Source organism: Sphingomonas sp. DC4900, from assembly GCF_049896485.1.
Taxonomy (GTDB): Bacteria; Pseudomonadota; Alphaproteobacteria; order Sphingomonadales; family Sphingomonadaceae; genus Sphingomonas; species Sphingomonas aquatilis.
The window spans coordinates 251,047-274,251 of sequence record NZ_JAFCUK010000004.1 but is presented as its reverse complement, the minus strand read 5'-3'; the positions used below and the strand labels follow the sequence as shown (position 1 = coordinate 274,251).

The 23,205-nt window shown below is 66.4% G+C and carries 19 protein-coding genes; 3 read left to right on the top strand and 16 right to left on the bottom strand.

Annotation, left to right across the window (positions count from 1 at the left end):
- Positions 1-2: 2 nt before the first annotated feature.
- From ACP690_RS07730 to ACP690_RS07705, 6 genes are all read right to left on the bottom strand, one after another.
- The gene (locus ACP690_RS07730) at positions 3-740 is read right to left on the bottom strand and encodes an energy transducer TonB (RefSeq protein WP_426260698.1); all 738 of its coding nucleotides are present in this window, start codon (positions 738-740) and stop codon (positions 3-5) included.
- Positions 730-2,202 carry a surface lipoprotein assembly modifier gene (locus ACP690_RS07725; RefSeq protein ID WP_426260697.1) on the bottom strand — a complete coding sequence of 491 codons (1,473 nt, stop codon included), beginning with the start codon at positions 2,200-2,202 and terminating at the stop codon, positions 730-732. The genes ACP690_RS07730 and ACP690_RS07725 overlap by 11 nt, the downstream gene beginning before the upstream one ends.
- A gap of 59 nt (positions 2,203-2,261) precedes the next feature.
- On the bottom strand, positions 2,262-3,032 hold the full coding sequence (locus ACP690_RS07720) for a Slam-dependent surface lipoprotein (RefSeq protein WP_426260696.1): 771 nt from the start codon (positions 3,030-3,032) through the stop codon (positions 2,262-2,264).
- Between the two features lie 115 nt (positions 3,033-3,147).
- Complete coding sequence (locus ACP690_RS07715; protein WP_426260695.1) at positions 3,148-6,198, bottom strand: TonB-dependent receptor domain-containing protein; 3,051 nt, start codon at positions 6,196-6,198, stop codon at positions 3,148-3,150.
- 152 nt (positions 6,199-6,350) lie between these two features.
- Positions 6,351-7,337: a FecR family protein gene (locus ACP690_RS07710; RefSeq protein WP_426260694.1), complete on the bottom strand. Its 987-nt coding sequence runs from the start codon at positions 7,335-7,337 to the stop codon at positions 6,351-6,353.
- Positions 7,334-7,852: a sigma-70 family RNA polymerase sigma factor gene (locus ACP690_RS07705; protein ID WP_426260693.1), complete on the bottom strand. Its 519-nt coding sequence runs from the start codon at positions 7,850-7,852 to the stop codon at positions 7,334-7,336. The genes ACP690_RS07710 and ACP690_RS07705 overlap by 4 nt, the downstream gene beginning before the upstream one ends.
- A 331-nt stretch (positions 7,853-8,183) precedes the next feature.
- On the opposite strand from ACP690_RS07705, the gene ACP690_RS07700 reads away from it, so the two are divergent.
- A protein-coding gene (locus ACP690_RS07700) for an IS5 family transposase (RefSeq protein ID WP_426260692.1) occupies positions 8,184-8,941 on the top strand; the annotation gives its coding sequence in 2 pieces (ribosomal slippage) (positions 8,184-8,517 and positions 8,517-8,941; 759 coding nt in all).
- 322 nt (positions 8,942-9,263) lie between these two features.
- On the opposite strand, the gene ACP690_RS07695 is transcribed toward ACP690_RS07700, so the two are convergent.
- From ACP690_RS07695 to ACP690_RS07685, 3 genes are all read right to left on the bottom strand, one after another.
- The gene (locus ACP690_RS07695) at positions 9,264-9,539 is read right to left on the bottom strand and encodes a hypothetical protein (protein WP_426260691.1); all 276 of its coding nucleotides are present in this window, start codon (positions 9,537-9,539) and stop codon (positions 9,264-9,266) included.
- Positions 9,503-9,856, bottom strand: coding sequence for a hypothetical protein (locus ACP690_RS07690; RefSeq protein WP_426260690.1), 354 nt, complete (start codon positions 9,854-9,856; stop codon positions 9,503-9,505). Before ACP690_RS07690 ends, ACP690_RS07695 begins: the two co-directional genes overlap by 37 nt.
- A 207-nt stretch (positions 9,857-10,063) precedes the next feature.
- The gene (locus ACP690_RS07685; RefSeq protein ID WP_426260689.1) at positions 10,064-11,200 is read right to left on the bottom strand and encodes a Fic family protein; all 1,137 of its coding nucleotides are present in this window, start codon (positions 11,198-11,200) and stop codon (positions 10,064-10,066) included.
- 452 nt (positions 11,201-11,652) lie between these two features.
- Here ACP690_RS07685 and ACP690_RS07680 point away from each other — a divergent pair, with 452 nt between their 5' ends.
- Positions 11,653-14,097 (top strand): S9 family peptidase, encoded by a 2,445-nt coding sequence (locus ACP690_RS07680; RefSeq protein ID WP_426260688.1) that lies wholly within the window; start codon positions 11,653-11,655, stop codon positions 14,095-14,097.
- A 52-nt stretch (positions 14,098-14,149) separates the two neighbouring features.
- Here the strand turns inward: ACP690_RS07680 and ACP690_RS07675 are convergent, their stop codons facing one another.
- Positions 14,150-14,392, bottom strand: coding sequence for a DUF3253 domain-containing protein (locus ACP690_RS07675; RefSeq protein WP_295560250.1), 243 nt, complete (start codon positions 14,390-14,392; stop codon positions 14,150-14,152).
- Between the two features lie 583 nt (positions 14,393-14,975).
- Between ACP690_RS07675 and ACP690_RS07670 the strand changes: the two genes are divergently transcribed.
- Positions 14,976-15,704 (top strand): ZIP family metal transporter, encoded by a 729-nt coding sequence (locus tag ACP690_RS07670; RefSeq protein WP_426260687.1) that lies wholly within the window; start codon positions 14,976-14,978, stop codon positions 15,702-15,704.
- 79 nt (positions 15,705-15,783) lie between these two features.
- On the opposite strand, the gene ACP690_RS07665 is transcribed toward ACP690_RS07670, so the two are convergent.
- The 6 genes from ACP690_RS07665 to ACP690_RS07640 form a co-directional block, all read right to left on the bottom strand.
- Positions 15,784-16,866: a 2Fe-2S iron-sulfur cluster-binding protein gene (locus ACP690_RS07665; RefSeq protein ID WP_426260686.1), complete on the bottom strand. Its 1,083-nt coding sequence runs from the start codon at positions 16,864-16,866 to the stop codon at positions 15,784-15,786.
- 22 nt (positions 16,867-16,888) lie between these two features.
- Entirely contained in the window at positions 16,889-18,139 is a 1,251-nt protein-coding gene (locus tag ACP690_RS07660) for an aromatic ring-hydroxylating oxygenase subunit alpha (RefSeq protein WP_426260685.1), read from the bottom strand.
- A gap of 118 nt (positions 18,140-18,257) precedes the next feature.
- Positions 18,258-18,716 (bottom strand): dihydroneopterin aldolase, encoded by a 459-nt coding sequence (folB, locus tag ACP690_RS07655; protein WP_426260684.1) that lies wholly within the window; start codon positions 18,714-18,716, stop codon positions 18,258-18,260.
- A gap of 13 nt (positions 18,717-18,729) precedes the next feature.
- Positions 18,730-21,291: a GcvT family protein gene (locus ACP690_RS07650; RefSeq protein ID WP_426260683.1), complete on the bottom strand. Its 2,562-nt coding sequence runs from the start codon at positions 21,289-21,291 to the stop codon at positions 18,730-18,732.
- Positions 21,292-21,365: 74 nt separating this feature from the next.
- On the bottom strand, positions 21,366-22,223 hold the full coding sequence (purU, locus tag ACP690_RS07645) for a formyltetrahydrofolate deformylase (RefSeq protein WP_426260682.1): 858 nt from the start codon (positions 22,221-22,223) through the stop codon (positions 21,366-21,368).
- 18 nt (positions 22,224-22,241) lie between these two features.
- Complete coding sequence (locus ACP690_RS07640; protein ID WP_426289620.1) at positions 22,242-23,183, bottom strand: electron transfer flavoprotein subunit alpha/FixB family protein; 942 nt, start codon at positions 23,181-23,183, stop codon at positions 22,242-22,244.
- Positions 23,184-23,205 lie beyond the last annotated feature (22 nt).

Genomic DNA, 23,205 nt, shown 5'->3' with positions numbered 1-23,205 from the left:
GGTCAGCGGTGCAGGGCGAATTCGATCGGCACCTCGACGGTGACCGGATCGCCGGGAACGGCGTCGTCGACCGCGGGCAAGGGCGCGGCACGGCGCACCGTGGTCCGCGCCTCCATGTCGAGCAGCGGGTAGCCGCTGCCATGGACGAGTTCGACGGCGATCACCTCGCCCGAGCGATGCAGGGTGATGGCGATGCGGGCGACGCCCTGTTGCCGCGCGGCCTCCGCCTGGCGCGGATAGCGACGATAATGTTTGAGATGGCCGAGCAGCCGTGCCCGCCAGTCCGCTGCAGCTGCTGCCGCCGAAGCGGCCGGGGCGGTCGTCGCAGGGCTTTCGACCGGCTTCGTCCCGGATGAGGGCGAGGAAGGCAGCGCAACCGCATCCGCCGGCTGAGCCAGCGGCGCGGCGGAGGGCGGTCCGACCGATGACGGCGCGGCGATCACGGATACCGCCGGAGCCATGGTGGACGGGAGCGTCGCCGTCGGACGGGGTGGCGTGGCATCGGGCGGCGGCGGCGCGGGCTGCGGCTCCGCTGGATCGAGCACAGGCCGATCGAGCGGGATCGCCTCCGCGACGAACACCGCCATCGACCCGGCGTCAGCTACCGGGGTCGGCGGCGCGGTCACCCGGATGCTGAGCAACACGATCCCCAGCAGCCCGGTGGCCACCATCGCCCCGGTTCCGAACGCCCGTGCCTGCACCGGCTGGCGATAGCCGCTGGGCCCGGCCTCAGAAGGCATGTTCCAACCTGATGCTCGCGGCGGTGCGATGAAAGGAATAGAGCCAGTCGACATTGCTCTTCACCCGATTGTGCTGGAGAAGGATGTTGGGCGTCAGCCCGGCGAGGCGCAGCTTGGGCAGGCGGAGGACGGCGGTCAGGTTCGCCTCTCGGTCGTGGCGGACGGCCTCCAGCAATGCGCTATAGGCCCCGTAATCGCGCTGCCGCACCGACCCGATCAGCGTCAGTTCGGCCCAGTCGGCAAAGCCGTGCACCACCCCCAGTCGCGCCCCGACATGGCGATAGGCATTGGCGCGCTCCCCCGCCTGCTTGTCGCCCGCCTCGATACCGGCGAACAACGTCCAGCCGCGGGGGCGCGACCACCAGCCGGTCAAGGACGCCTCGGTCAGTGCTCCGTCGAGATCATCGAAGCTTCGCCGATAATCGAAGACCCGGCGCGCGACCTCCAGCCGCAGGGCGGTGTCGGGCGACGGGGTGACCATCGCCTCGGCGCGAAGGCCGGGCGCGGCATAGAGCAGCCGACCACCCAGGCTCGCCAGGTCGATGGTCGGCGACAGGGTCAGGCTCCGCCGGGCGGTCTGATGATCATAGCCGATCTGCGCGGTCAACGTCGCTTGATCGAATGCCCCATGCCCAGGCCAGAGATCGCCATAGACGAAGGCCCGGGCCAACAGCCCGCCCTGCCCCTTCAGCGCGAACCGGCGACTGACGCTCCCCTCGACGTTGAGGCCGACGGAGGCGACCGCCGGTGGCAGCGTGCGGTCGATCAGGCAGGTGCCGTCCACCCCGACCAGCAGGCAGGTCTGGCTGGCGGAGGTCTGGTTGAGATTGCTGCTATAGCCCGGCCCCGCCGCGATCATGCCCTGCCAGCCACCCCGCCGGTCGAGCGCGGCTAGGAAGGTGTCGACCGTCCGGCGAACCCCGGCGGCCTGCTCGCCCTGCCCCGCCAGTTCGTCGCGGATCGCGCGGAACAGGCGGCGGGCCTCCCGGTCCTTCCGGTTCTCGAACAGTACGCGGCCAAGCTCCAGCCGCCCCGGCAGGAAGTCGGGCTGGATCGCCAGCAGGGCGCGGTACTGGCGCTCGGCCTCGCCCAGCCGCCCGTCGCTGCGCGCGAGGCCACCGCGCGCCCAGGCGACCAGCATCGGATCATGGCGGGCCAGCGCCAGATACGGTGGCAGGAAGCGGCGGACATCCGCCCAGTTCTTGCGCGCTACCGACAGGTACAGCGCCCGGCCCAGATCGTCCGGGTTATGGCCGACCGAATAGACTTGGCCATCTATGGAGATGCGATCCGGCGAACTGCCCCCCTCGATCGCCTCGCGGTCCTGGGGCGTGGTCCGGCGATCGATACCGGGGTCGAGGCGCAGGCGGTTATCCTCGCTCCGGGCACTCTGGCCGGAAGCGGGCGCGGCCAGCCACAGCGTGGCGAGCGTCAGGAGATAGGGGGAGACGGCGTGGCGCATCGGATCGGCACGAAGCCGGGGCTCCCGCAAGGGAGAGACAGGAGCCCCAGCCCTTCGCGTCAGTTCTTCGTGCCGCCGAAGGCGGTGTCGTGCTGACGCGCACCGTCGAACTTGACGGTCCCGGCCAGCGCCGCGGCACTGGCGCCGAAGAAGCGACCGTTCACTGCGCCACCGGAGGCGACCACGGCCCCAGACTGGGTGGCAACGGCATTACCGCCCACGAAGTCCGCCCCGTTGATCCGCGCCGTACCGATATTGACGCCCGCCCCGGTCGAGGCGTTGGACAGGCTGCCACGCAGCGTGCCCGACGAACCCGACGCGAAATTGGCGGTCAGTGTGCCGGTCAGCACGCCCTTGTTGGCATAGTCGCTGATGCCCTTGACCGAATAAGTCGCGGTGCCGCTGGTCGGGACGGTCGTGCCGCTGGTGTTGCCGACATAATAGACGGTGTGATCGCCTGCCGTGGCGTTGCCCGTCTGCGACCATTCGCCGAACCACAGATCGGCAGAGCCGACGCGGGCGAAGCGGAAGTCGCCATAGCGGCTATGATCCTGGGTATTGCTGCTCGCCATGTTAAGGTGGCGGACACCGTTCAGGTCGGGCGCGGCGTAAAGGCTAAGTCCCTGGAAATCGACGCGCCTCCCCTCGGTTCCCGGCACGCCGATCCCGGCACGCCCTTTGACATGCGGGCCGCCTTGCACATCGCTTTCGCCCACGGTCACCTTGCTGGTGTCGCTGGAGCCACCGGCGAACTGGGCCTGCGCCGACCCGGCGGTCAGGACCGTGGCAAGGCCGGCGAGAACAATGGTCTTCATTGTGATGGAGGTCATGCTATTACTCCTGCGGTTGTGTGCGCCCGATCGCTTCGGGCGCATCGATCCGGCCCCGCCGTGACTGTCCGGCTTTCAGGAAGGACATGGACGGCGGGGTCGAATGGCGGGATCGTCAGAAGCGGCCCGTCAGGCTCAGCCGGACGGTGCGCCCGGGGGCGGGCATCATCGAACGGGTCAGCGGGTCCGCATAATAACGATCGTTGAGGTTGGTCCCGACCAGCTCGGCCGAGAAACGGTCGTTCAGCCGGTATCGGACATAGGCATCGGCGGTGACGATCTCGCCCCAGCTGAACGGCACGTTGAGCGAATAGACGTCGAGCTGCTGCTCGCGCGGAAGGTCGGCGATTCTCTGAAACAGCGGATTGTCGTAGCGGCTGTAATAGGTCAGCCGTCCGCCGATCTCGAGCCGCTTGTCGAAGAAGCGCCCGCCGATCGTCCAGTTGACCGTCTCTTCGGGCGTCGCCTGGGTCAGCAGGAAGCCATCCGGGAAGCCATATTTGACGCAATCGGGAATGCTACCGTTCTTTCGGTCGGCGAGAGCAGCGACGCTTGCGTCACAGACCCGATTTGTCGTCATGAAAGCGGCGCCAAACTGCGTGTAGAAGCCGCCGGTGTCGATCCGCGCCTCCGCCTCGATTCCGGCGATCGTCTGTTCCTGGATATTGCTGAACTGAAGATTGGTCGATCGCTCGACCACATCGGTGATGTGGTTACGATAGAAGGTCAGCTTGACGTCGGCGCGCTGATCCTCCCGGTTCAGCCGCAACAGACTGCGCAGATCGCGGACCAGACCGACCTCGTAAAGCTTGGCGTGTTCAGGCCGCAGGGGTGCCGCTGGGTTGAACGACGCCGAAAAGCCCAGCGTGCTTTCGAACATGCTCGGAAAGCGCCACGTCTCGATATAGCGGGCATAGGCGCGGGTATGATCGTCGGCGTAGACGGTGGCCGAAAGGCTCGGCGCCCAGTTGTGGGCCGAACGACGCGGCGCCGCGATCGGAACGGTTTCGACGATACTTTGCAGAACGCAGATTCCTTTATTGCCCGGAATCCCGTTGATCGTGCCGTTCACGCAGGGGTTGTCCGCCCGCCGGTAGCGCCCCTGGGCATCAGGTACCCAGTCCGGGCCGGCTTGATCGAATGAAAGCGGATGAGGATTCGCCAGATAGTCCGGCAGATCCATTGCGATAAATTCTTCGATGTCCGCAGAGGAGAATCCTGCAAAAAGGTTCCGATAATATCGCTTGAAGAATGCCTCACCCATGCCACGGACAGGGAATAAGGAAGTATAGCCCTTGTAGAGGGTCGTATTCAGGTTCGGATTCCCCTTGGCGATCTGGTCGCGCGCGAAATCGTCCACCGCCCAATATCCGGCATAGCTCAGCCCGGCGTTCAGCTTTAGGAAGCTCGCGGGCCGCCACTCCCCGTCCAGCCGGACCAGGAACTCCTCACGCCGCCCGGCGCGCGGGAATTGCCGCCAGCCCTGGAAGTTCGCCGCATTGTAGATGTCGCGCGACGCCAATTTCTCATGCTGCCAGTTGCCGCTGAGCGTCAGATCGAGCGTCGTGCCGAGGCGCAGGGTGTTGCTGGCGTTGAAACCATAGCGATCGTTCATCGCATTGGCGCGGGCATTGTCGATGATGATCGGATCGGCAAAGGTCGCGAAATTGGGCATCCCGCCGGAATTATAGGTGTCGCTCCTTGTGTCGGTGGCCCAGAGATTGGCCTTCAGGTCGATCCAGCGACTGTCCGGCTGCCACTTATATTCCGCATTATAGGCGCGGGCATGGACCTTGCTGAGCGGCCATTGGACATTACCCGTGTCGATCGGGATGCGCGACGGCATGATCTCGCCATAGCGGGTGACGCTGTCGCGTAGGCTGACCAGCAGATACTGGTCGTCGGTGATGTGCCAGGTGGCCTTCAGCAGCACCGACTCCAGATCGCTGGAGGTGTTGGGCACTTCATTGCCGGCCGCGAAACCCAGCGCCATCCGGCGGATACGATTGAGGTTCCGGGACGGCAGGCTCGACTGCTCGTAATAATCCGCCCCGGTCGTGCCGGAGAAGTAATTGCCCCGCTCGCGAAAGGCATAGGCCGCGAAGAGGTCCAGCCCCTCGATCCGCACCGCGCCGGCGACACGCACGGCACGGTCGCCGAACGACAGGAAATGGTTATCCGATCCGGTCCGCGGCACGATCCGCAGATAGGGATCCTTCAGCGCGAAGCTGGGCGACGTCTGAGGAAAGCCGGGCACGGTGCGATAGTCGCGCCCCGTCAGCAGCGTCGGCAGGCGCGGATCGGTCGAGTTGTCGCCCCCCTCCAACCGCAAGTCTAGGCCGAAGGTGCGCCCGGGCCGCAGCACGTCGTCGGCGTCCAGCGTGTTGATGACGACCGCACCGCCGGTCGAACTGCGAATATTGCCCTTGTCGGTCGGCCCGCGCAGCACCTGAAGGCCCGAGATCAGGTTGGGGTCGACATAGGCCCGGTTGCTCGCGCCATTATAGCCGCGCCAGACGGTTAGCGCCTGTTCGGTGCCGTCGATCACCACGGGCACGCGCCCCGGCCCCTGAATGCCGCGAATGCTGGGATCGAGCGCGCCGCTGTTGCGCGCATCGCCGCTCAGGACGTTGACCATGCCAGTCAGCAGGTCCGAGGTCGTGACGCCCTTGTAGCGCTCGATCTCTGCACGGTCCTTGTACCCGCTGGAATAATCGGCGTCGAACACGGTGTCGTGGCCACGCTCGGCCCGCGCCTCCGCGACATCGCGTGGGGTTTCGTTACCGTCCACCTGCAAGGCGTCGGTAACAAGCGGCGCTGCCTGCGCCTCGGCCGCAGCGCGCGCGGGGGCCTGCCGTACCGTCAGCACACCGTCGGTGACACGCCAGTCGAGGCCGCTGCCCGCCAGCAACCGGTCGAGCGCCCGCGCCCGGTCCATCCGCCCCGACACCCCCGGCGAGCGCTTGCCCGCCACCAGCGTCGCGTCGAGGCTGAGCTGTATCTTGGCCTGTTGCGCAAACTGCGCCAGCGCATCGCCCAGCGGCTGGGCCGGAATGCTGACGCTGACATTGGCCTGCTGGGCGTATGCGCTCGTCGGCGCCATCAGTCCCGCCAGGGACGAGGCCGTCAGCAGCATCGCCAGACCCATGTCCTTGTACCGCGGCATACCGCCCCGGAGCCCCGAATATCCGTTCTTCACGTCGTCCCCCCATGTCCAGAAGAGCATGAATGCTATTGCGCATCATTCGCATTCATTCAGTAGACGAGCGTCGCCGGGGGATTTTCGGCATTTTTTATCCGATGGTGGAAAACGGTCGCTCAGCTGGCGGTGACGATGGTGACCCAGGGCGTGACCTGCCACACCGTCGCGCCATGCACCTGGCGGATGGCCGCAAGAGCCCGGTCGGGATGACGCAGATCGTAAACGCCCGTAACGTGGCGCGCCATACCGCTCCCCCGCGCCAGGAGCAGCCCGTGATGCCACGGACGCAGCGCGGCCACGACCTCACCCAAAGGGCGATCGACGATAACGAGCCGGCCGTGCGTCCACGTCGCTATCGCCGATAGCGGGACGGACGATGTCACGGCACGGCCGCTCGTGCAGTCCAGGGCCACGACGTCGCCCGGTCGCATGTCGCTCGGGTCGATCGAACGAGGCTCGCACGACGCCTGCACGCGTCCCTCCCGTACCGCAATGCGCGCGCCATCGTGATCGCGTCGAACCTCGAACGCGGTGCCCAGGTCGGTCACCACCGCCTCGCCCACCTGGACGCGGAACGGATGGGCGGCGTCGTGCCGGACCTCGAAAAAGCCGGTGCCGCGCAGCAGCCTGACATGTCGTGCGCCGTCGAGCGCGATGGCGCTGTCGGGCGCCAGCGTCACGCGACTGCCATCGGCCAGACGGACGCGCCGCACGTCGCCGGTCCCGGTCGCGAGATCGGCACGGGCGGTCAGCAGCACGACTTGCCCGGCGAAGATCGCCGCAAGACAGGCCGCCATCGCAACCGGCAGCGTCCTCTTCCACCGGCGTGGCGCATCGGAGAACGAGGCGGGGCGATCGTCCCATGCCTGACGGAGCACATCGCCGACATGATCCAAATCCCGCCACGCCGCGGCGCACGCGGGCGCCTGCCGCCACTGCCAAAAGCGCGCTCGCACCTCGCCATCGTCGGGACGCTCCTGCAACAGGATCATCCAGTCGAGCGCCTCGCGCCGACACTCCCCGTCTGCGATCACCCCGCCCCCGTCTCGGGGCTCAGGATGATAGGACGAGCCGCGCGCTCCCGTTTTCGGTTCGTCGGTCAACGCCGCGTCCGCTCCAGGCATTTGCGGCACCGCTCGACACCCTGCGTCACCAGCCCATGGGCGGTGGTGACCGACACGCCCAACTCGGCGGCAATCTCGCGCAGCGGGGCGCCGGATACCCGATGCAGCTCTACCGCGCGACGCATCCGGGCCGGCATGCGCGCCAATTCGGCGGTCACCAGCGCCAGTTCCTCCCGTGCCATCAGCGCCCGCTCGACACTCACCGCCTCGCCGTCCGGCATATCGGGGTCGCCATCGGGAGCCGAAAGTGTCACCTGCTCGCGCCGCCGCCGTTGGCGATATTCGTCCAATGCCAGGTTGCGCACGACCCGGCTGACATAGCCGACCGGGGCGTCGATGCGCGTTCCTGCGGCTCCCTTCGACAGGCGAATCCAGGCCTCCTGAACGATATCCTCCGCCGATGCCGTATCGCCGGTCAGCCGCACCGCCTCAGCGATCAGTCGACGGCGCTGGCCGGCGAACAGCGCCAGAATGCGCCCGGGTCGGTCGGTCATCGGCGCCGCATGGGGATCATCGATGCGGACGAACCGCGCTGATGTCGCGATCTGCCGCCTTCACCGTCAAGGCCGAAAACCCATCGACCTCAGCGCATAGCGATGCGCCCCTCCGGAGGGCGGGTCGCGTCCGGCATGAGACGACCCGATTGTGCTTCATCGTGCGCTCGACCATAATCGCCGCAGCCTGATCGATCGCCTGCCCCGTCATAGCACCGCCCATAAGCGCAATGCTATTGCGAGTCGACAGCATCTTGTACGGCCGTGGTTAGGGTCAGGACCCATTGATGTGAGCCTCGCGATCTGATTCAGACTCCACAAGGAGACTGGGATGAGCGACCTGTTTTGGCTGACGGATGAGCAGATGGAGCGGCTGCGGCCGTTCTTTCCGAAAAGCCACGGCAAGCCCCGCGTCGATGACCGGCGGGTGTTGAGCGGCATCGTGTTCGTCAACCGCAATGGACTGCGCTGGCGAGACGCGCCCGGTGACTACGGCCCGCACAAGACGCTGTACAATCGGTGGAAGCGTTGGGGGGAGGCCGGTGTTTTTACGCGAATGATGGAAGGTCTGGCTGCAGCTAGTGGCGAGCCGCAGACGGTCATGATCGACGCGACCTACCTGAAGGCGCACCGCACGGCATCGAGCCTGCGGGTTAAAAAGGGGATCTTGGCCGACTGATTGGTCGCACCAAAGGCGGCATGAACACCAAACTCCATGCCGTCGCCGATGCAAACGGGCGCCCCTCGAGCTTCTTCATGACCGCGGGTCAAGTCAGCGATTACACTGGCGCGGCAGCGCTGCTCGATGACATGCCCAAGGCGCAGTGGCTGCTCGGCGACCGCGGCTACGACGCCGACTGGTTCAGGGACGCTCTTCAGGCCAAAGGCATCCAGCCCTGCATCCCGGGCCGCAGGTCGCGCAACGAGCCGGTCCGGTACGACAAGCGTCGCTACCTGCGCCGCAGTCGCATCGAGATCATGTTCGGCCGCCTCAAGGATTGGCGACGGATCGCCACCCGCTACGACCGCTGCCCGACCGCCTTCTTCTACGCCGTCGCACTCGCTGCCACTGTCATCTTCTGGTTATGAACAACGAGTCCTGACCCTAGCCGCTCTCCGCCATAAGTGCATCCACACCGGTCAGGCGGATATGACGCGCCTTAGAATACTCGATCTACACGAGAGCGTCGGCTCAATGAATATCGCAGCTCTCGCCGACCGGCGAGGTGGGCCCCATCAAACGATGCTTCTGATAGTCGCCAGGCTCCAAGCGATAGGATCTGTGCGACAGCCGCCCTCCCCGACTGGGTCATCAGCATCGCACTCAACGCACACCATAGCGCCGAACGCATCGTCCCGTCTCCTCGTCAGATGGTCATCCTCCCGCGGCAGCCTTTTCGAACCGCTCGTGTCATGTCGTCAGCCAGCCGTGCGGGCCGAGCCAGCCGAGCAGCGCCTCCGCCCAGCCAGAGCTGGTCGTGCCCGGCTTGCCGTCGAAACCGAAGCCGTGGCCGCCATGTTCGTAGACGTGGAGCTCGACCGGCCGCCTGGCGCGGTGCCAGCTGTCGGGCAGACCGTAGCCCTGCTTAGCGAACAGCTCATCATCACTCGCCACGGCGACGAACAGCGGCGGCGCGGCGGGCGTCGGCGTCATCGACGGATAGATGGCGGCGAACAGGTCCGGCATCGTGCCCGGTGCCGCAGTCTTACCAGATCGACGCCCATGATCGCACCTGCCGAAAAGCCCACATAGGCGACGCGTTTGGGGTCGACGCCCCATCGCGCGGCGCAGGCGCGCACCGGCCGCATCGCCGCCTGTGCATCGGCGAGCGCCGGCACGGGCGCGGGAATGTCCGCGCCCCCTTTCGCGCCCGCCTCCGCGGCGGCGGCGAAGCGCCAGCGCCGCCTGCTTGAACGCGTCCATCGGCGCGGGCGTCGGATCGAGGTGGTATTCAGGACGAAGGCGGCGATGCCGTGATCGGCAAACCAGCGCGCGGGCTTCATCGCCTTCGCCTCCATTGATTCCATTACGAAGCCGTCGCCGGGCGAACACGGTGATTTGGAAATGTTCAGCCTGACGCGATCTGCATCATCGTCTATGATGAACGGGGGGTTGGTTCGGACCGAAGACCGCATCGAATGCAGGCACCTGCCGCCGTTTTACTGGCTCCCGATCTGGGACCTCACGTCATTACGTGATGCTTCCGAACTTCAGTTCGGAAAAGCGAGACGGTAGCGCGCATACCGAAGGTCGCCCGATCGAACGAGCGCACCCATCTCGACCAGCGCCGCAAGATCGCGGGTTGCTGTGGCCGGAGCGGCACCCGTGATCGTCCGATAGTTGTGCGCGCTGAGGCCGCCGGCGAATCCGTCCACACCCTCGGCGAACATGCACAACAGCGCCTTCTCCTGCCGTGGATTGAGGCGATCACGAAGCCGATCCAGCATCCTCGTCTTTTCGATGAGGAAACGCGCGCGGGCCGTGGTTCGTGCCTGCGCAGCGGTCACGATATCCGCGAACCACCGCAGCCAGTCGTCGATGCGGTTGTCCTGGCTCGCCCGATGAAGCGCGGCGTAATAGTCCTTACGATGCCGGTGGATCGTCTCCGCAAGAGCCGTGAACGTTGGAGCCTTCAGGCTTTGCGCCAGCGCCTTCTCCGCGATTGCCCGTCCCAAACGGCCGTTGCCGTCCTCGAACGGGTGAATGGTTTCGAACCACAGATGCGCGATACCGGCGCGCGTGATTCCCGGCAGGGGCGATGCTCCGTCAGGAGCGGTCTCGTTGAACCAACCAATGAACCGCGCCATTTCAGCCGGCACGCTGGCGGACGGCGGCGCTTCAAAATGCACGCGGGGCGCATGCAGAGGCCCGGACACGATCTGCATCAGGTCCGCGTGGGTTCGGTAGCGGCCGATATCCGTCAGATCACGCCGCCCGTTCATCAGCATCATGTGCCCACCGAACAGCAGGTTGTCGCTGAGCGGCTCGTGATATCCGCGATAGAGAACGGCCATCAGTTCGGCCGCGCCGGCCTCGGCTGCGTTGGCCTTACGGCGATCGGTCGCGAGGCCGAGTTGCTTAGCGAGCGACGACTGCACGCTCGCCCGATCCAATATCTCGCCCTCGATCGCCGAGCTATCGACGACCTCCTGAGACATTAGTTCGATCGCGAGGGCCTGACGCTCCTCGGCATCGACATGATGGAGGATGCCGACGATGACCCCGCTGCCGTGCAGAAAGACGTCTTCCGCCGCCGGAGCGCCGCCGCATCCCACACGAAATTGGGCCAATCGTCTTGCTGCCAATTGCAACGCATGATCGATACCGCCCCTTCTATCGCTCATCATATCGCACTTTACCTAATTGATAAAACCTGTCTCCATCGATCCTGGCGCCTGGATGGGAAATGCCCTGACCAGGTTTCCCACGCCGCGTTCTCAGACACTTAGCCAAACCCTTAATCGGCCGGTCCTTGGTTCGAGCCCAAGTGTTTCCATCCCCCTGCGCGGGTTTCTATATTTTGCCGAAGCTTTCCAGCCGTCAAGCGTCCGGGGTATCTACGCGGCGCCGCCGGCCGTGGGAGCGCACGTCCGGCATATGGTGGACGCCCGTGTCGTGCGATCACGCCACCGTCCACTCTGCACGTCACCGACGCCGCGTTCGCTCGGTTCCGACCTTGCCTCGGATCTCATAGCGAAAACCCCACCCGCGCCGCCGCCGCACGCGCCCGATCCCAAAATCGCTGGCAGGCGCGATGGCCCCGTGGCACATGAACGGACCGTCACATAAGGGGTTACGAATGCGCGCCGGTGCCTGTCTGATCGCTCTGCTGCTCGCCACCACGGTCCATGCCCAGCCGGCCGGCACCACCTATCACCGCGCACCGGACGCCATCGCCAAGGCGCTGGAGGCGTCCCCCACCCCCGCGGTGGCCGTCAGCCCCGATCACAACACGCTCGCCATCTTCGGGCGCGAGAACCTGCCGTCGATCGCCAATCTTTCCAAGCCGATCCTGCGGCTGGGCGGCTATCGCATCGACCCCGCTACCAACGGTCAGGCCGAGGTTCGCGTGCAGTGGCTGAACGCGCTGAGCTTCAAGGATATCGCGAGCGGCCGAACGGTGGCAGCACGCCTGCCGGCCGGGCTGCGGTTCGCCGCGCCGGACTGGTCGCCCGACGGCCGCCACGTCGCCTTCTACGCGCAAGAGCCCGATGGCCTGTCGCTCTGGATCGCGGAGCGCGACGGTAGCGCACGCGTCGTCGCCAAGGAATTGAACGGCAGCTTCGGCACGCCGTTCGTCTGGACGCCCGACAGCAAAGCCCTGATCGCCTATACCGTCCCCGCCGGGCGCGGGCCTGCCCCGGTCGCGACGACCACGCCGACCGGCCCGGTGGTACAGGAAAGCAACGGCCGCACCTCGGCCGCGCGCACCTATGAGGATCTGCTCGGCGACGCGCATGACGAGGCGCTGTTCGACCATTATTTCACTGGTCAGCTGACCCGCGTCGCGCTGGACGGAACCGCGCAGCCGATCGGAACGCCGGGGCTGATCACCGATTTCAGCGTGTCGCCCGACGGTCGCTATCTGCTGACCGAGCGGCTGAAGCGGCCCTATTCCTATCTGCTGCCCGCGCGCTTCTTCCCCACCGAGATCGCGGTATCGACGATCGACGGCAAGCCGGTGAAGACGCTCGTCGATCGCCCGCTCGCCGACGACTTGCCCGTCGACTTCGACGCGACCGTCAAAGGCCCGCGCGACGCGGAATGGCGTGCCGATGCGCCCGCGACGCTGGTCTGGGCCGAAGCGCTCGATGGCGGCAACCCGCGCGTGAAGATCGCCTTTCACGACAAGGTGATGATGCAGGCCGCGCCCTTCGACGCCGCGCCGGTCGAGCTGGCCAAGACGCCCGCGCGCTATGCGACCACGTTATGGGGCGACGACGGCTTTGCGATGGTGATCGACCGCGAATGGCGGTCGCGCACCGAACATCGTCAGGCCGTCGCTCCGTCGCGTCCGGGAGAGAGCCGGATGCTGCTCACCCGCAATTACCAGGATCAATATGGCGACCCCGGCGATCCGATCCTGGAGGACAATGCCGCGGGCAAGCGGGTGATGCGCTTCACGCCTCGCCATGACGCCGTCTATGTGCGCGGCGACGGCGCGACCAAGGCAGGCGCCTTCCCCTTTCTTGCGACCATGCCCCTCGCCGGCGGCGCACAGACCCGGCTGTGGACGGCCAAGGCGCCCTATTACGAAAACGTCGTGGCGCTGCTCGACGATAACGGGCAGCGGATCCTGACCCGACGGGAAAGCGCCAAGCTCGCACCCAATTACATGATCCGCAGCGTCAAGGGCGGCCAGGCGAAGGCCGTCACCGCCTTCGCCGATCCGGCACCGGTGTTCGCGGGCGTGACCCAGAAGACGATCACTTATGCCCGCGCCGACGGCGTGCCGCTGTCGGGGACGCTGTATCTGCCGGCCGGCTATGACGCCAAGCGTGACGGGCCGTTGCCGACGTTGCTCTGGGCCTATCCGGCAGAATATACCGACGCCAAGGTCGCCGGGCAGACGGTCGACCAGGGCAATCGATTCGTGCGCCCGCGCGGCATCAGCCATCTGTTCCTGCTGACGCAAGGCTATGCGATCCTCGACAATCCCGCGATGCCGATCATCGGCGAAGGCGGCGCAGAGGCGAACGACACCTATGTCAAACAGCTCCGCGAGGATGCCGAGGCCGCCGTCGATGCAGTGGTGAAGCTCGGCGTGAGCGACCGTAACCGCATGGCGGTGGGCGGCCACAGCTATGGCGCGTTCATGACCGCCAACCTGCTTGCGCACACCGATCTGTTCCGCGCCGGCATCGCCCGGTCGGGTGCGTACAACCGCACGCTGACCCCGTTCGGCTTCCAGGCGGAACAGCGCACCTATTGGCAGGCGACGCCCACCTATACCGAGATGAGCCCGTTCACCTATGCGAACAGGATCAAGGCGCCGATCCTGCTGATCCACGGCGGTGCCGACGACAATAGCGGCACTTTCCCGATTCAGTCGGAACGGATGTACGCCGCGCTGAAGGGCAATGGCGCGACCGTCCGCTATGTCGTCCTGCCGAACGAGCCGCATGGCTATCGCGCGCTGGAATCGACCGAAGAGACGCTGTGGCAGATGACCGACTGGCTCGATCGTTACGTCAAGCCGAAGCAGGCCGCCCGGCCCGCCCCGGCAGGAACGGCCGCGGACTGATCGGGCCGGGATTGCGACCGTCGGCGCTCCGGCGACGGTCGCAGATCGCCCGTCAGGGCACGACGACGCGGCCGATCCGATAGGGACCGCTACGTTTGGCGAGCGTCTTCCCCTTCCAGCTCAGCTGAACGCGGCGCTCTTCGACCAGCGCATCGACGGCTGCATGGACCGACGGCATCGCCGCGCGCCAGCCCTCGGGTGCGATCGCGCGCGCCACCTCGCTCGGGCACACGGTCGCGTCCGCCGCCCGGGATGCGAGCAGCATAAGCGCCGTTTCGCGCGGGCTTGCAATCACCTTGACTCTCCAATCCACGCGCTGTGCGGTCGACGCCACGTGCCGGGAATAACGTCTCGCACGCGGATCCGCCCCAGAGGCTGAGCCGCCGCACACGCAGGCGACAGCGTACCAATCGCGGAGTATCCCCGGCATCTCCTAGATCGGGGAACCCTAGCACAAGCGGTATCGAGCTTCCGTCCTCGAAATGCCGATTGCGAGCGACGTTATACCATCGCATACTCTTGGGCAGATATGGGACCGATAACGAATGCCACCTCTCCAGCACCTGTTGCCCTTACGCGACCGACGGACACGCGCGATCGACAATGGCTCGACGGCAATGGTCTGCGGCGCATGCCGATGCCCCAGCGCGGGACGATGACGTCGTGCCATGACAGGCTAAGCCCCCTACCCCGCCTTAGGGGTCACGCACCCCCGTCGATCCGCATCACGGAAGCGGATCGACACACAGCGTTGTGACGGACCGCATGCGGCCGCGTCGCGCGCACAATCGAAGACGCAGCCTCAATACGCTGAACCGAGGCAGGACGGGCGCCCCACGACCGCCCCGCTGACAGGATCGAACGGGAGCAGCAGCACCATGCACCGGGACCTTCTTCTTGGTCTTCTCACCGCAATATTGGTCGTCGTCGCGATGGCCGCAGCCGCTCCGGTTTTTCGCACGACCCCGTCGTCGCGCCGGTCCGCCGTCGCCGCCACCGCGGATGCGCTCGCCGCCGGCATCTTCCTGGGTGCGGGCCTGATCCACATGCTGCCCGATTCCGCGCAGGGCTATTGGACCTATGGCGCCAGCTATCCCTGGCCGTTCTTCATTTGCGGCGCGACGATCATGGGCCTCGCCCTGCTCGAACGTCTGGCGTGGGGGAGCGGCCGGTCCGCTGCCCCCGCACTCGCCGCGGCCATCGCCCTCGCCGCCCACAGTTTCCTTGCTGGAGCGGCCTTGGGTGCCACCTCGCGTCAGGCCGCCATTCTCGTGCTGTTTCTCGCGCTCATTGCGCACAAGGGCGCGGCGTCCTTCTCCTTGGCGCAGATCCTGACCGACAGCTCGCTGTCCCGCCGCAGGGCGATGATCGTGCAGAGCGCGTTCGTCGTCGCCCTGCCGCTCGGCGTCGTGCTGGGCGCGGTGGCCACGCGGCAGGAGCAGGCTTGGCCGCTCGTCAAACCGACGATCCTCGCGCTGGGAGCCGGCACGTTCCTGCACTTCGGCATGCAGCGCCATCGCACGACGGCACAGGCGCTGGGTATCGCGCGACAAGTGGCGCCCTGGTGCGGTTTTGCACTGATGGCGCTGATCGCGATCGTCGACTGAACGGGCCCGCGCCGCTCAGGCGCCAGCCCTCATCGCCATCAGCCGAACGATAGGGTCACGCGGGGCGCGACGCCCCCACTCAGGCGTCGACGTGCAGATCGTGATGCGGGTGGGAGCAGCAGGCTAGGATATATCCCTCCTCGATCTCTTCATCCAGAATGCCGCCATTGTGCGCGATTTCGACGCTGCCGTGCTGCTTCAGGATCTTGCACGTCCCGCACAGACCGGATTCGCACGCCGCGGGAATACGGACGCCGGCCTGACGCGCGACCTCGAGCACCGTTTGCCCCGGCTGGCACGGCGCGGTGACGCCCGATGCGGTGAAGGTGATCGACACCGCCTCGCCCGATGCACAGGGCACGGGCACCACCTGCTCGCTCGGCGCATGTGCCGGCGTCTCGCCGAAACTCTCCTGATGATACCGGGCCATGTCGAGCCCGGCGTTGCGCATGATGTCACCGGCGAGCGCCATGAAGGCATCCGGGCCGCAGCAGAACACCTCACGCGCGAGGAGGTCGGGCACCAGCATCGCCAGCCGCGCCGCATCCAGCCGGCCGCGATGCCCGCTCCACGTCTCGCCCGGCGGCGTGTCGCGCACCAGCATCGCAAGCGACAGGTTCGGCATCTGCCGGTCGAGCAATTCCAGCTCGCGGCGGAAGATGAGATCCTCCGGCCGCCGCGCGACCGTGACGAACGCAACGTCGCTGTCGGGCGCGCAATCGGCCATCCAGCGCAGCATCGACATCATCGGGGTGATGCCCGATCCCGCCGACATGAACAGATAGCGCGCGGCGGGATGCGCGACATGCGTGAACTGCCCCGCCGGACCATAAGCGCGGATGCGCGCGCCGATCCGCAGATGCTGGAACATCCAGCGCGTGCCGACGCTGTCCGCCTGCGCCTTCACCGTCACCGCGATCGAAAAGGGGCGCGACGGCGAGGACGACAGCGTATAGGTGCGCAACAGCGGGCCACCGTCCGCGGGCAATTCCAGCGTCACGAACTGGCCGGGACGATACCGGAACCAGCGGTCGGGATCGGAGCGGAAGGTGAAGGTCTTCACCCCCGGTGCCTCGTCGGCGATGCCGATGACTTCCAGATGATGCAGCCGGTCGCTCCACGGCGACATCTCGTCGAGGTGCAGATACCGCCCAGCCGTCATCGACCGCTCCGTCGGCGTGCGATCACGCGACCCGCCGCACGCGGTCCTGACCCGTGTCGTCCAACCGCGCCTCGATCGCGCGCGTATACCAGTCGACGAACTGGATCACCCCGCCTTCGTGCAGCGGCGAATAAGGGCCGGGCTCATAGGCGGGCGATCGGATGCCGACCGCATTTTCCTCGACGATGCGGCGATCCTGATCGTTGGTCTGCGTCCAGACGTGCGTCAGCGTATCGAGATCATAATCGACCCCCTCGACCGCATCCTTGTGGACCAGCCACTTGGTCGTCACCGCGGTCTCGTTCGGGCCGATCGGCATCACGCGGAAGGTGACGGCATGATCGACGAGCACGTGGTTCCACGTCGTCGGATAGTTGAACAGCATCAGCGCACCGATACGGTCGGCCGTGACGCTCTCCGACAGGCCGCGCGCGACCGCCCGCTTGCCGGTCATCGTATAGCTTTCGGCCTCGCGCAGCAGCGGCGCGCGGATCGCGCGGAATTGCCCGCTGTCGTGCATGCGGAACTGCGCGGGCAGGCCGGCGGCCTCGCACCGCGCCCAATGCTCCGCCATCTCCGGGTCTTCCTCGCCGCCGGCCACGCCGGTGACGTTGGGCGATTCCGAATAGGTCTTGCACAATTCGGGATGGCTGCCCGCGCAATGATAGCATTCGCGGTTGTTTTCCCAGACGAGTTTCCAATTGCCCTTTTCGACGATCGTCGACTGGAACGCGATCTTGGCGTCGGCCAGATTATGGGGCGCGAAATAGGGGCGCATCAGGTCGCCGAAGGGCGCGAAGGCGGGCGGTCGATCGGCGAGGCAGATGAAGATATAGCCCGCAACGCTCTCGCAGGCGACAGGCTTCAGGCCATGCTGCGTGCGGTCGAACCCCTCCCCCATCTGGCGGGCGAAGGCGAGCGAGCCGTCGAGATTGTACGTCCATTGGTGGTACGGGCAGACCAGCTTAGGCGCGACGCCGCGTTCGGCCTTGCACACCCGGCTGCCGCGATGCCGGCAGCTGTTGTGAAAGGCGCGCAGCGTGCCGTCGCGATCCCGCACCACGACGATGGGATAGGCGCCGACCTGTAGCGTGAAATAGCTGCCGGCCTTGGTCAGCTCGCAATCATGCCCGGCGAACAGCCAGTCCCGATACCAGATCAGGTCCAGGTCCAGATCGAAGAATTGCTGGTCGACGTAAAAGGGCTGGGGCAGCGAATAGCCCTGCTTCCGGTGGCGGATCAGATCCAGCATCTCGCTACGGGCGTCCATCATGCCATCCTTCCCCACGCAATCCCCGACCCCGCCGCACGTCGGCGCAGCGGGACCCACGCCATTCTTGCGCCGCCAGCCTTATGAGCAACGCGATAATTCCTAATGGTCGCCACGATATTCAGACGCGGTCTGCCGAAAATAGGACAGGTGCGTCGCCCGCGCCCTGCGATCGCGACACCGTGGCATCGGCGGCAGTGATCGTATCCGCGGGTGGCCACGCGACCTCCACCTCGACATGGTCCAGGATGCCATCGATCGGCACGCACGGCTTGCGCAACCGGATGACCGCGCCCGCGACGGCGGGAAAGCGGTCGCACAGCCCCCGCGCAATCTCCAGCGCGAGCGATTCGATCAGCAGGTGCCCTCGCCCGCGCACCAGCCGCTCGATCTCGGCGAAGAGCGCACCGTAATCGACCGTGCCGACGATGCCGCAGCCATCATCGCCGAGTGCGGCATCGACCTGCACCTGCGCATCGACATGGAAACGCTGACCCAGCCGCTCCTCCTCGTCGAACACGCCGTGCCGGGCGAAGAAGGCACAATTTTCCAGACGGATGACGTATCGCACGCTGGCCACCGGCGCCGGACCATCAGCTCTTCGGCTTGCGATTGTCGGGGTCGTACAGCGGGCGATAGCCCACCGACGCGACCTCGACCGGATAACGCTCGCCGAAATATTCGACCTCCAGCATGCGCCCTTCCTGACAGAGCGCCCAGGGCAGATAGGCCAGCGCGATATTCTTGCCGATAGAGGGGCCGTAGGCGATGGAGGTGGTATAGGACCGCCGCCCCAGCTCATCCACCGGCACCTCGCCCGTCTCGGGATCGATCACCGGCAGGATGCCAACCGGATAGCGCTTCACGCCCTGGCTATCGACATTGTCGGTCATCACCAGCGTGCAGAGCTTGGCCGGCTGATGCGCGCGAGCGCGGTGTTCCAGATGTTTGGCCTTGCCCCGGAAATCAGCCTCCTTGGCCTTCGGGCGGGCCAGATCGGCCTCCAGCAAATTGTAATGCGTCAGCAGGTCGGCATTCTGCAAGCGCAGGCTCTTCTCCATGCGGCGCGAATTGGCATAGGTCTCGATCCCCACCGCGATGACGCCGGTGGAGCGCAGCGCGTCCCATACCGCCAGCCCGTCCTCATAGGCCATGTGCAGTTCCCAGCCCTGCTCACCGACATAGGAGATGCGGAAGGCCATCACGTCCTTGCCCGCGATGCGGACGGTGCGGATCGCCGCGAAAGGGAAATTCTCCAGCGACAGCGCGTCGGGGTCCTCGACGACCTTCTGCAAATTGACGCGCGCGTTCGGGCCCCAGATGCCGACGGTCACGTACTTCTCGGTCACGTCGGTGACGGTGACGTCGAGCCCGCGATCCTGCGCCACGCGGCGCATGTAATGGACGTCGCGCGGGCCCGCATCGGCGCCGTTCACCAACCGGCAGCGGTCGGGCAGGCGGAAGACGGTGAAGTCCGCGCGCACATTGCCCTCGTCATCCAGGAAATGGGTGTAGACGCCCTTCCCCACCGTCGCATCGCCGCCGACCTTGGCCGCGCACAGCCATTCCATCAGCGCGACATGATCCGGCCCTTCGATATCGGTGATATGGAAGTGCGACAGGTTGATGAGCCCGCAATCGGCGCTCAGCTCCAGCTGTTCGGCATTCGACACGCGCCAGAAATGGCGATTGTCCCACTCGTTCTCGCGCACCGGCACCTGATCGGCGTATTTCTCCAGCAGATGCTCGTTCGCGGCATAGCCGTGCGCGCGTTCCCAGCCGCCCAGCTCCATGAAATAGCCGCCCAGCTCCTTCTCGCGCTCCCAGAAGGGCGAGCGGCGGATGCCGCGCCCGCCCGCGAACGGCTCGCGCGGGTGGACCGGCGGATTGTAGATCTTGGCCGCCGTCTCCAGACAGCGTTCCTCGATGAACTTCGGCTCGAGCTGGAACGGGTTGAAGCGCGCATAATCGATGCTGGCATGGTCGATCGCGGTGCGCCCGTCGGTCATCCAGTCGGCGACCAGCTTGCCCATGCCGGGGCCGTCCTTCACCCAGATGCCAACCGCATACCACAGGCCGCGCACCTTCTGGCTCTCGCCGATCGACGGCCCGCCGTCGGTGGTCGTTTGCAGCAGCCCGTTGAACGAATGGCTTTCGTTATAGCCCAGCTCGCCCAGGATCGGCGTCAGCTCCATCGCGCGCTCCAGCGGCGCGATGATCTGCTCCATCTCCAGGTCGCGCTGCGACGGCGAGAGGCGGGCGAATTCCTTTTCCAGCAGATCGCGCGGATGGACGAGGCGGGGCGCATGCTCCTCGTAATAGCCCCATTCGATCTGGCCGCCCTCGGTCGTCTTGGGGTCGCCGGTGTCGCGCATATAGGCCGAATTGCCCTGATCGCGCAGCAGCGGATAGCCGATGTCCTTCCCCGTCCCCTCGAACGCGGTATAGGGCCCGAAGAAGGTCAGCGGATGGTCGACCGGGAAGACCGGCAGGTCCTCGCCCGCCATTTCCGCGATCAGCCGCCCCCACAGGCCCGTGCAGACGACGACGTAATCCGCCATGATCGTGCCGCGCGTCGTCACGACGCCCTTGATCCGCCCATCCTCGATGATCAGCGATTCCGCCTGATTGTTGGCGAAGACGGTGAGCGCGCCGGCATCCACCGCCTGGTCGATCAGCTTGCCCGCCACCGTCTGCGACCGCGGCACGACCAGCCCTGCATCCGGATCCCACAGCCCGCCCTGGATCAGGCTTTCCTCGATCAGCGGGAATTTCGCCTTGATCGTCGCGGCGTCGACCAATTCCGCGCGCGTGCCGAACGCCTTGCCCGAGGCGACCTTGCGGCGGATCTCGTCCATCCGCTGATCATCGCCGACGCGCGCGACCTCCAGGCCGCCGATCCGCGAATAATGCCCCATCTTCTTGAAGAAGTTCATCGAGTAGAGCGTCGTCCACGTCGTCAGATAATCGTGGCTGGTCGCGTAGCAGAAATCGGAGGCATGCGCGGTGGAGCCGATGTCGGTCGGCACGCCCGACTTGTCGATGCCGACGATGTCGGTCCAGCCCCGCTCGACCAGATGGTGGACGACCGATGCGCCGACGATGCCGCCGACGCCGACGATCACGACACGGGCCTTTTCGGGGAGCGCAGCCATTCTCTATTCCTCTCGGTACGGGATCGCGCCGACGCAGCGCGGTGATGGGGGCGTGACCATGGTCGACGCGGCGCTCAGGGCGTGAACACCACCGTCCGGTGGCTGTTGAGCATCACCCGCCCTTCGAGGTGGTATTTGACCGCACGGGCCAGCACGCGCGATTCGATGTCGCGCCCGGCGGCGACGAAATCCTCGCTCGTCATCATATGGCTGACGCGCTCGGTTTCCTGTTCGATGATCGGCCCTTCGTCGAGGTCGGGCGTGACGTAATGCGCGGTCGCGCCGATCAGCTTCACGCCACGCTCGTGCGCCTGGTGATAGGGCTTGGCGCCCTTGAAGCTCGGCAGGAACGAATGGTGGATGTTGATCACCCGGCCGTACAGGCGTTCGGACAGATCGTTCGACAGCACCTGCATGTAGCGGGCGAGCACCACCAGCTCCGCCCCCGTTTCCTCGACCAGCGCGAGCAGCTTCTGCTCCTGTTCGGCCTTGTTCTCCTTGGTGACCGGCCAGTGATGGAAGGGCACGCCCTCGATCTGAGCCGCGGCGCGCGCGCCGTCGTGATTGGAGACGATCGCGACGACCTCGGCGTTCAGCCAGCGCACTTTGATTTGGTAGAGCAGGTGGTGCATCGCATGGTCGAACTTCGAGACCATGATGATGATCTTCGGGCGTTCGGCGACGTCGACGACCGTCAGGTCGAGCGCGAAGCGGGCGGTGGCGGGGCGCAGCGCCTCCTCTATCGCATCGCGCGTCACCCAGGCGGGAACGGTGATCGCGATCCGCAGGAAGAAATGGTCCGCCTGCCGATCCCAGAACTGGTTCGATTCCAGGATATTGCCGCCCATATGCGCCAGGACGGTGGTCACGGTGGCGACGATACCGGGCTGGTCCTTACAGCCCAGCCGTACGACATAGGTTTTCTCGGTCATGGACGGCCTTTCGATGGCTCAGAGCTGGCGTTCGAGTTCGGGCAGGACGTCGAACAGGTCGCCGACCAGGCCGTAATCGGCGACCTGGAAGATCGGCGCGTCCGCATCCTTGTTGATCGCGACGATCACTTTGGCGTCCTTCATCCCGGCAAGATGCTGGATCGCGCCGGATATCCCGCAGGCGATGTAGAGTTCGGGGGCGACGACCTTGCCCGTCTGGCCGACCTGCCAGTCGTTGGGCGCATAGCCGGCATCGACCGCGGCGCGCGACGCGCCGACCGCCGCGCCCAGTTTGTCGGCGAGCGGCAGGATCGTCGCCTGGAACTGCGCCGCCGAACCGAGCGCCCGGCCGCCCGACACGACGATCCGCGCCGCGCCCAGATCGGGCCGGTCGCTCGCCGCGAACCGGTTCTCGACGAAGCGCGACAGGCCGGGATCGCCGGCATTGCCGCCATCGCCGATCATGACGACGTCGGCGGTGCCATCGCCCGCTGCGGTGGGCGCAAAGGCCGCCGTGCGGACGGTGACCACCTTGACGGCGTCACGCGATCGCACCGTCTGGATCGCATTGCCGGCGTAGATCGGCCGCTTGAACGTGTCGGGCGCGACGACCTCGACCACTTCGGACAGTTGCATCACGTCGAGCAGCGCCGCGACGCGCGGCAGCACGTTCTTGCCGGTGCTGGTCGCCGGTGCGACGATCGCGCCATAGTCCTTGGCCAGCGCCACGATCAGCGCGGCGGTCGGTTCGGCCAGCCGATGCTCGAAGGCGGGTGCGTCGGCCAGCAGGACGCGGCGCACGCCGGGCAGCCGCGCCGCCGCTGCCGCAACGCCATCCGCACCCCGCCCCGCGACGAGGATATCGACCGCCTCGCCCATGCGCGATGCGGCGGTCAGTGCCCGTGCGGTCAATTCGGACAGGGCGACATTGTCATGTTCGGCAAGCAGCAGGACGGTCATTTCCGGGCTCTCCCGATCGCGG

What these genes read in the sequence shown, in the direction of transcription:
- ACP690_RS07665 (WP_426260686.1), bottom strand. Translation starts at nt 16,866, where the DNA reads ATGACGGCTGGGCGGTATCTGCACCTCGACGAGATGTCGCCGTGGAGC.
- ACP690_RS07680 (WP_426260688.1), top strand. Translation starts at nt 11,653, where the DNA reads ATGCGCGCCGGTGCCTGTCTGATCGCTCTGCTGCTCGCCACCACGGTC.
- ACP690_RS07720 (WP_426260696.1), bottom strand. Translation starts at nt 3,032, where the DNA reads ATGACCTCCATCACAATGAAGACCATTGTTCTCGCCGGCCTTGCCACG.
- ACP690_RS07660 (WP_426260685.1), bottom strand. Translation starts at nt 18,139, where the DNA reads ATGATGGACGCCCGTAGCGAGATGCTGGATCTGATCCGCCACCGGAAG.
- purU (WP_426260682.1), bottom strand. Translation starts at nt 22,223, where the DNA reads ATGACCGAGAAAACCTATGTCGTACGGCTGGGCTGTAAGGACCAGCCC.
- ACP690_RS07725 (WP_426260697.1), bottom strand. Translation starts at nt 2,202, where the DNA reads ATGCGCCACGCCGTCTCCCCCTATCTCCTGACGCTCGCCACGCTGTGG.
- ACP690_RS07715 (WP_426260695.1), bottom strand. Translation starts at nt 6,198, where the DNA reads ATGCCGCGGTACAAGGACATGGGTCTGGCGATGCTGCTGACGGCCTCG.
- ACP690_RS07650 (WP_426260683.1), bottom strand. Translation starts at nt 21,291, where the DNA reads ATGGCTGCGCTCCCCGAAAAGGCCCGTGTCGTGATCGTCGGCGTCGGC.
- ACP690_RS07705 (WP_426260693.1), bottom strand. Translation starts at nt 7,852, where the DNA reads ATGACCGACCGACCCGGGCGCATTCTGGCGCTGTTCGCCGGCCAGCGC.
- ACP690_RS07640 (WP_426289620.1), bottom strand. Translation starts at nt 23,183, where the DNA reads ATGACCGTCCTGCTGCTTGCCGAACATGACAATGTCGCCCTGTCCGAA.
- ACP690_RS07690 (WP_426260690.1), bottom strand. Translation starts at nt 9,856, where the DNA reads ATGAAGCCCGCGCGCTGGTTTGCCGATCACGGCATCGCCGCCTTCGTC.
- ACP690_RS07695 (WP_426260691.1), bottom strand. Translation starts at nt 9,539, where the DNA reads ATGCCGGACCTGTTCGCCGCCATCTATCCGTCGATGACGCCGACGCCC.
- ACP690_RS07670 (WP_426260687.1), top strand. Translation starts at nt 14,976, where the DNA reads ATGCACCGGGACCTTCTTCTTGGTCTTCTCACCGCAATATTGGTCGTC.
- ACP690_RS07685 (WP_426260689.1), bottom strand. Translation starts at nt 11,200, where the DNA reads ATGATGAGCGATAGAAGGGGCGGTATCGATCATGCGTTGCAATTGGCA.
- ACP690_RS07730 (WP_426260698.1), bottom strand. Translation starts at nt 740, where the DNA reads ATGCCTTCTGAGGCCGGGCCCAGCGGCTATCGCCAGCCGGTGCAGGCA.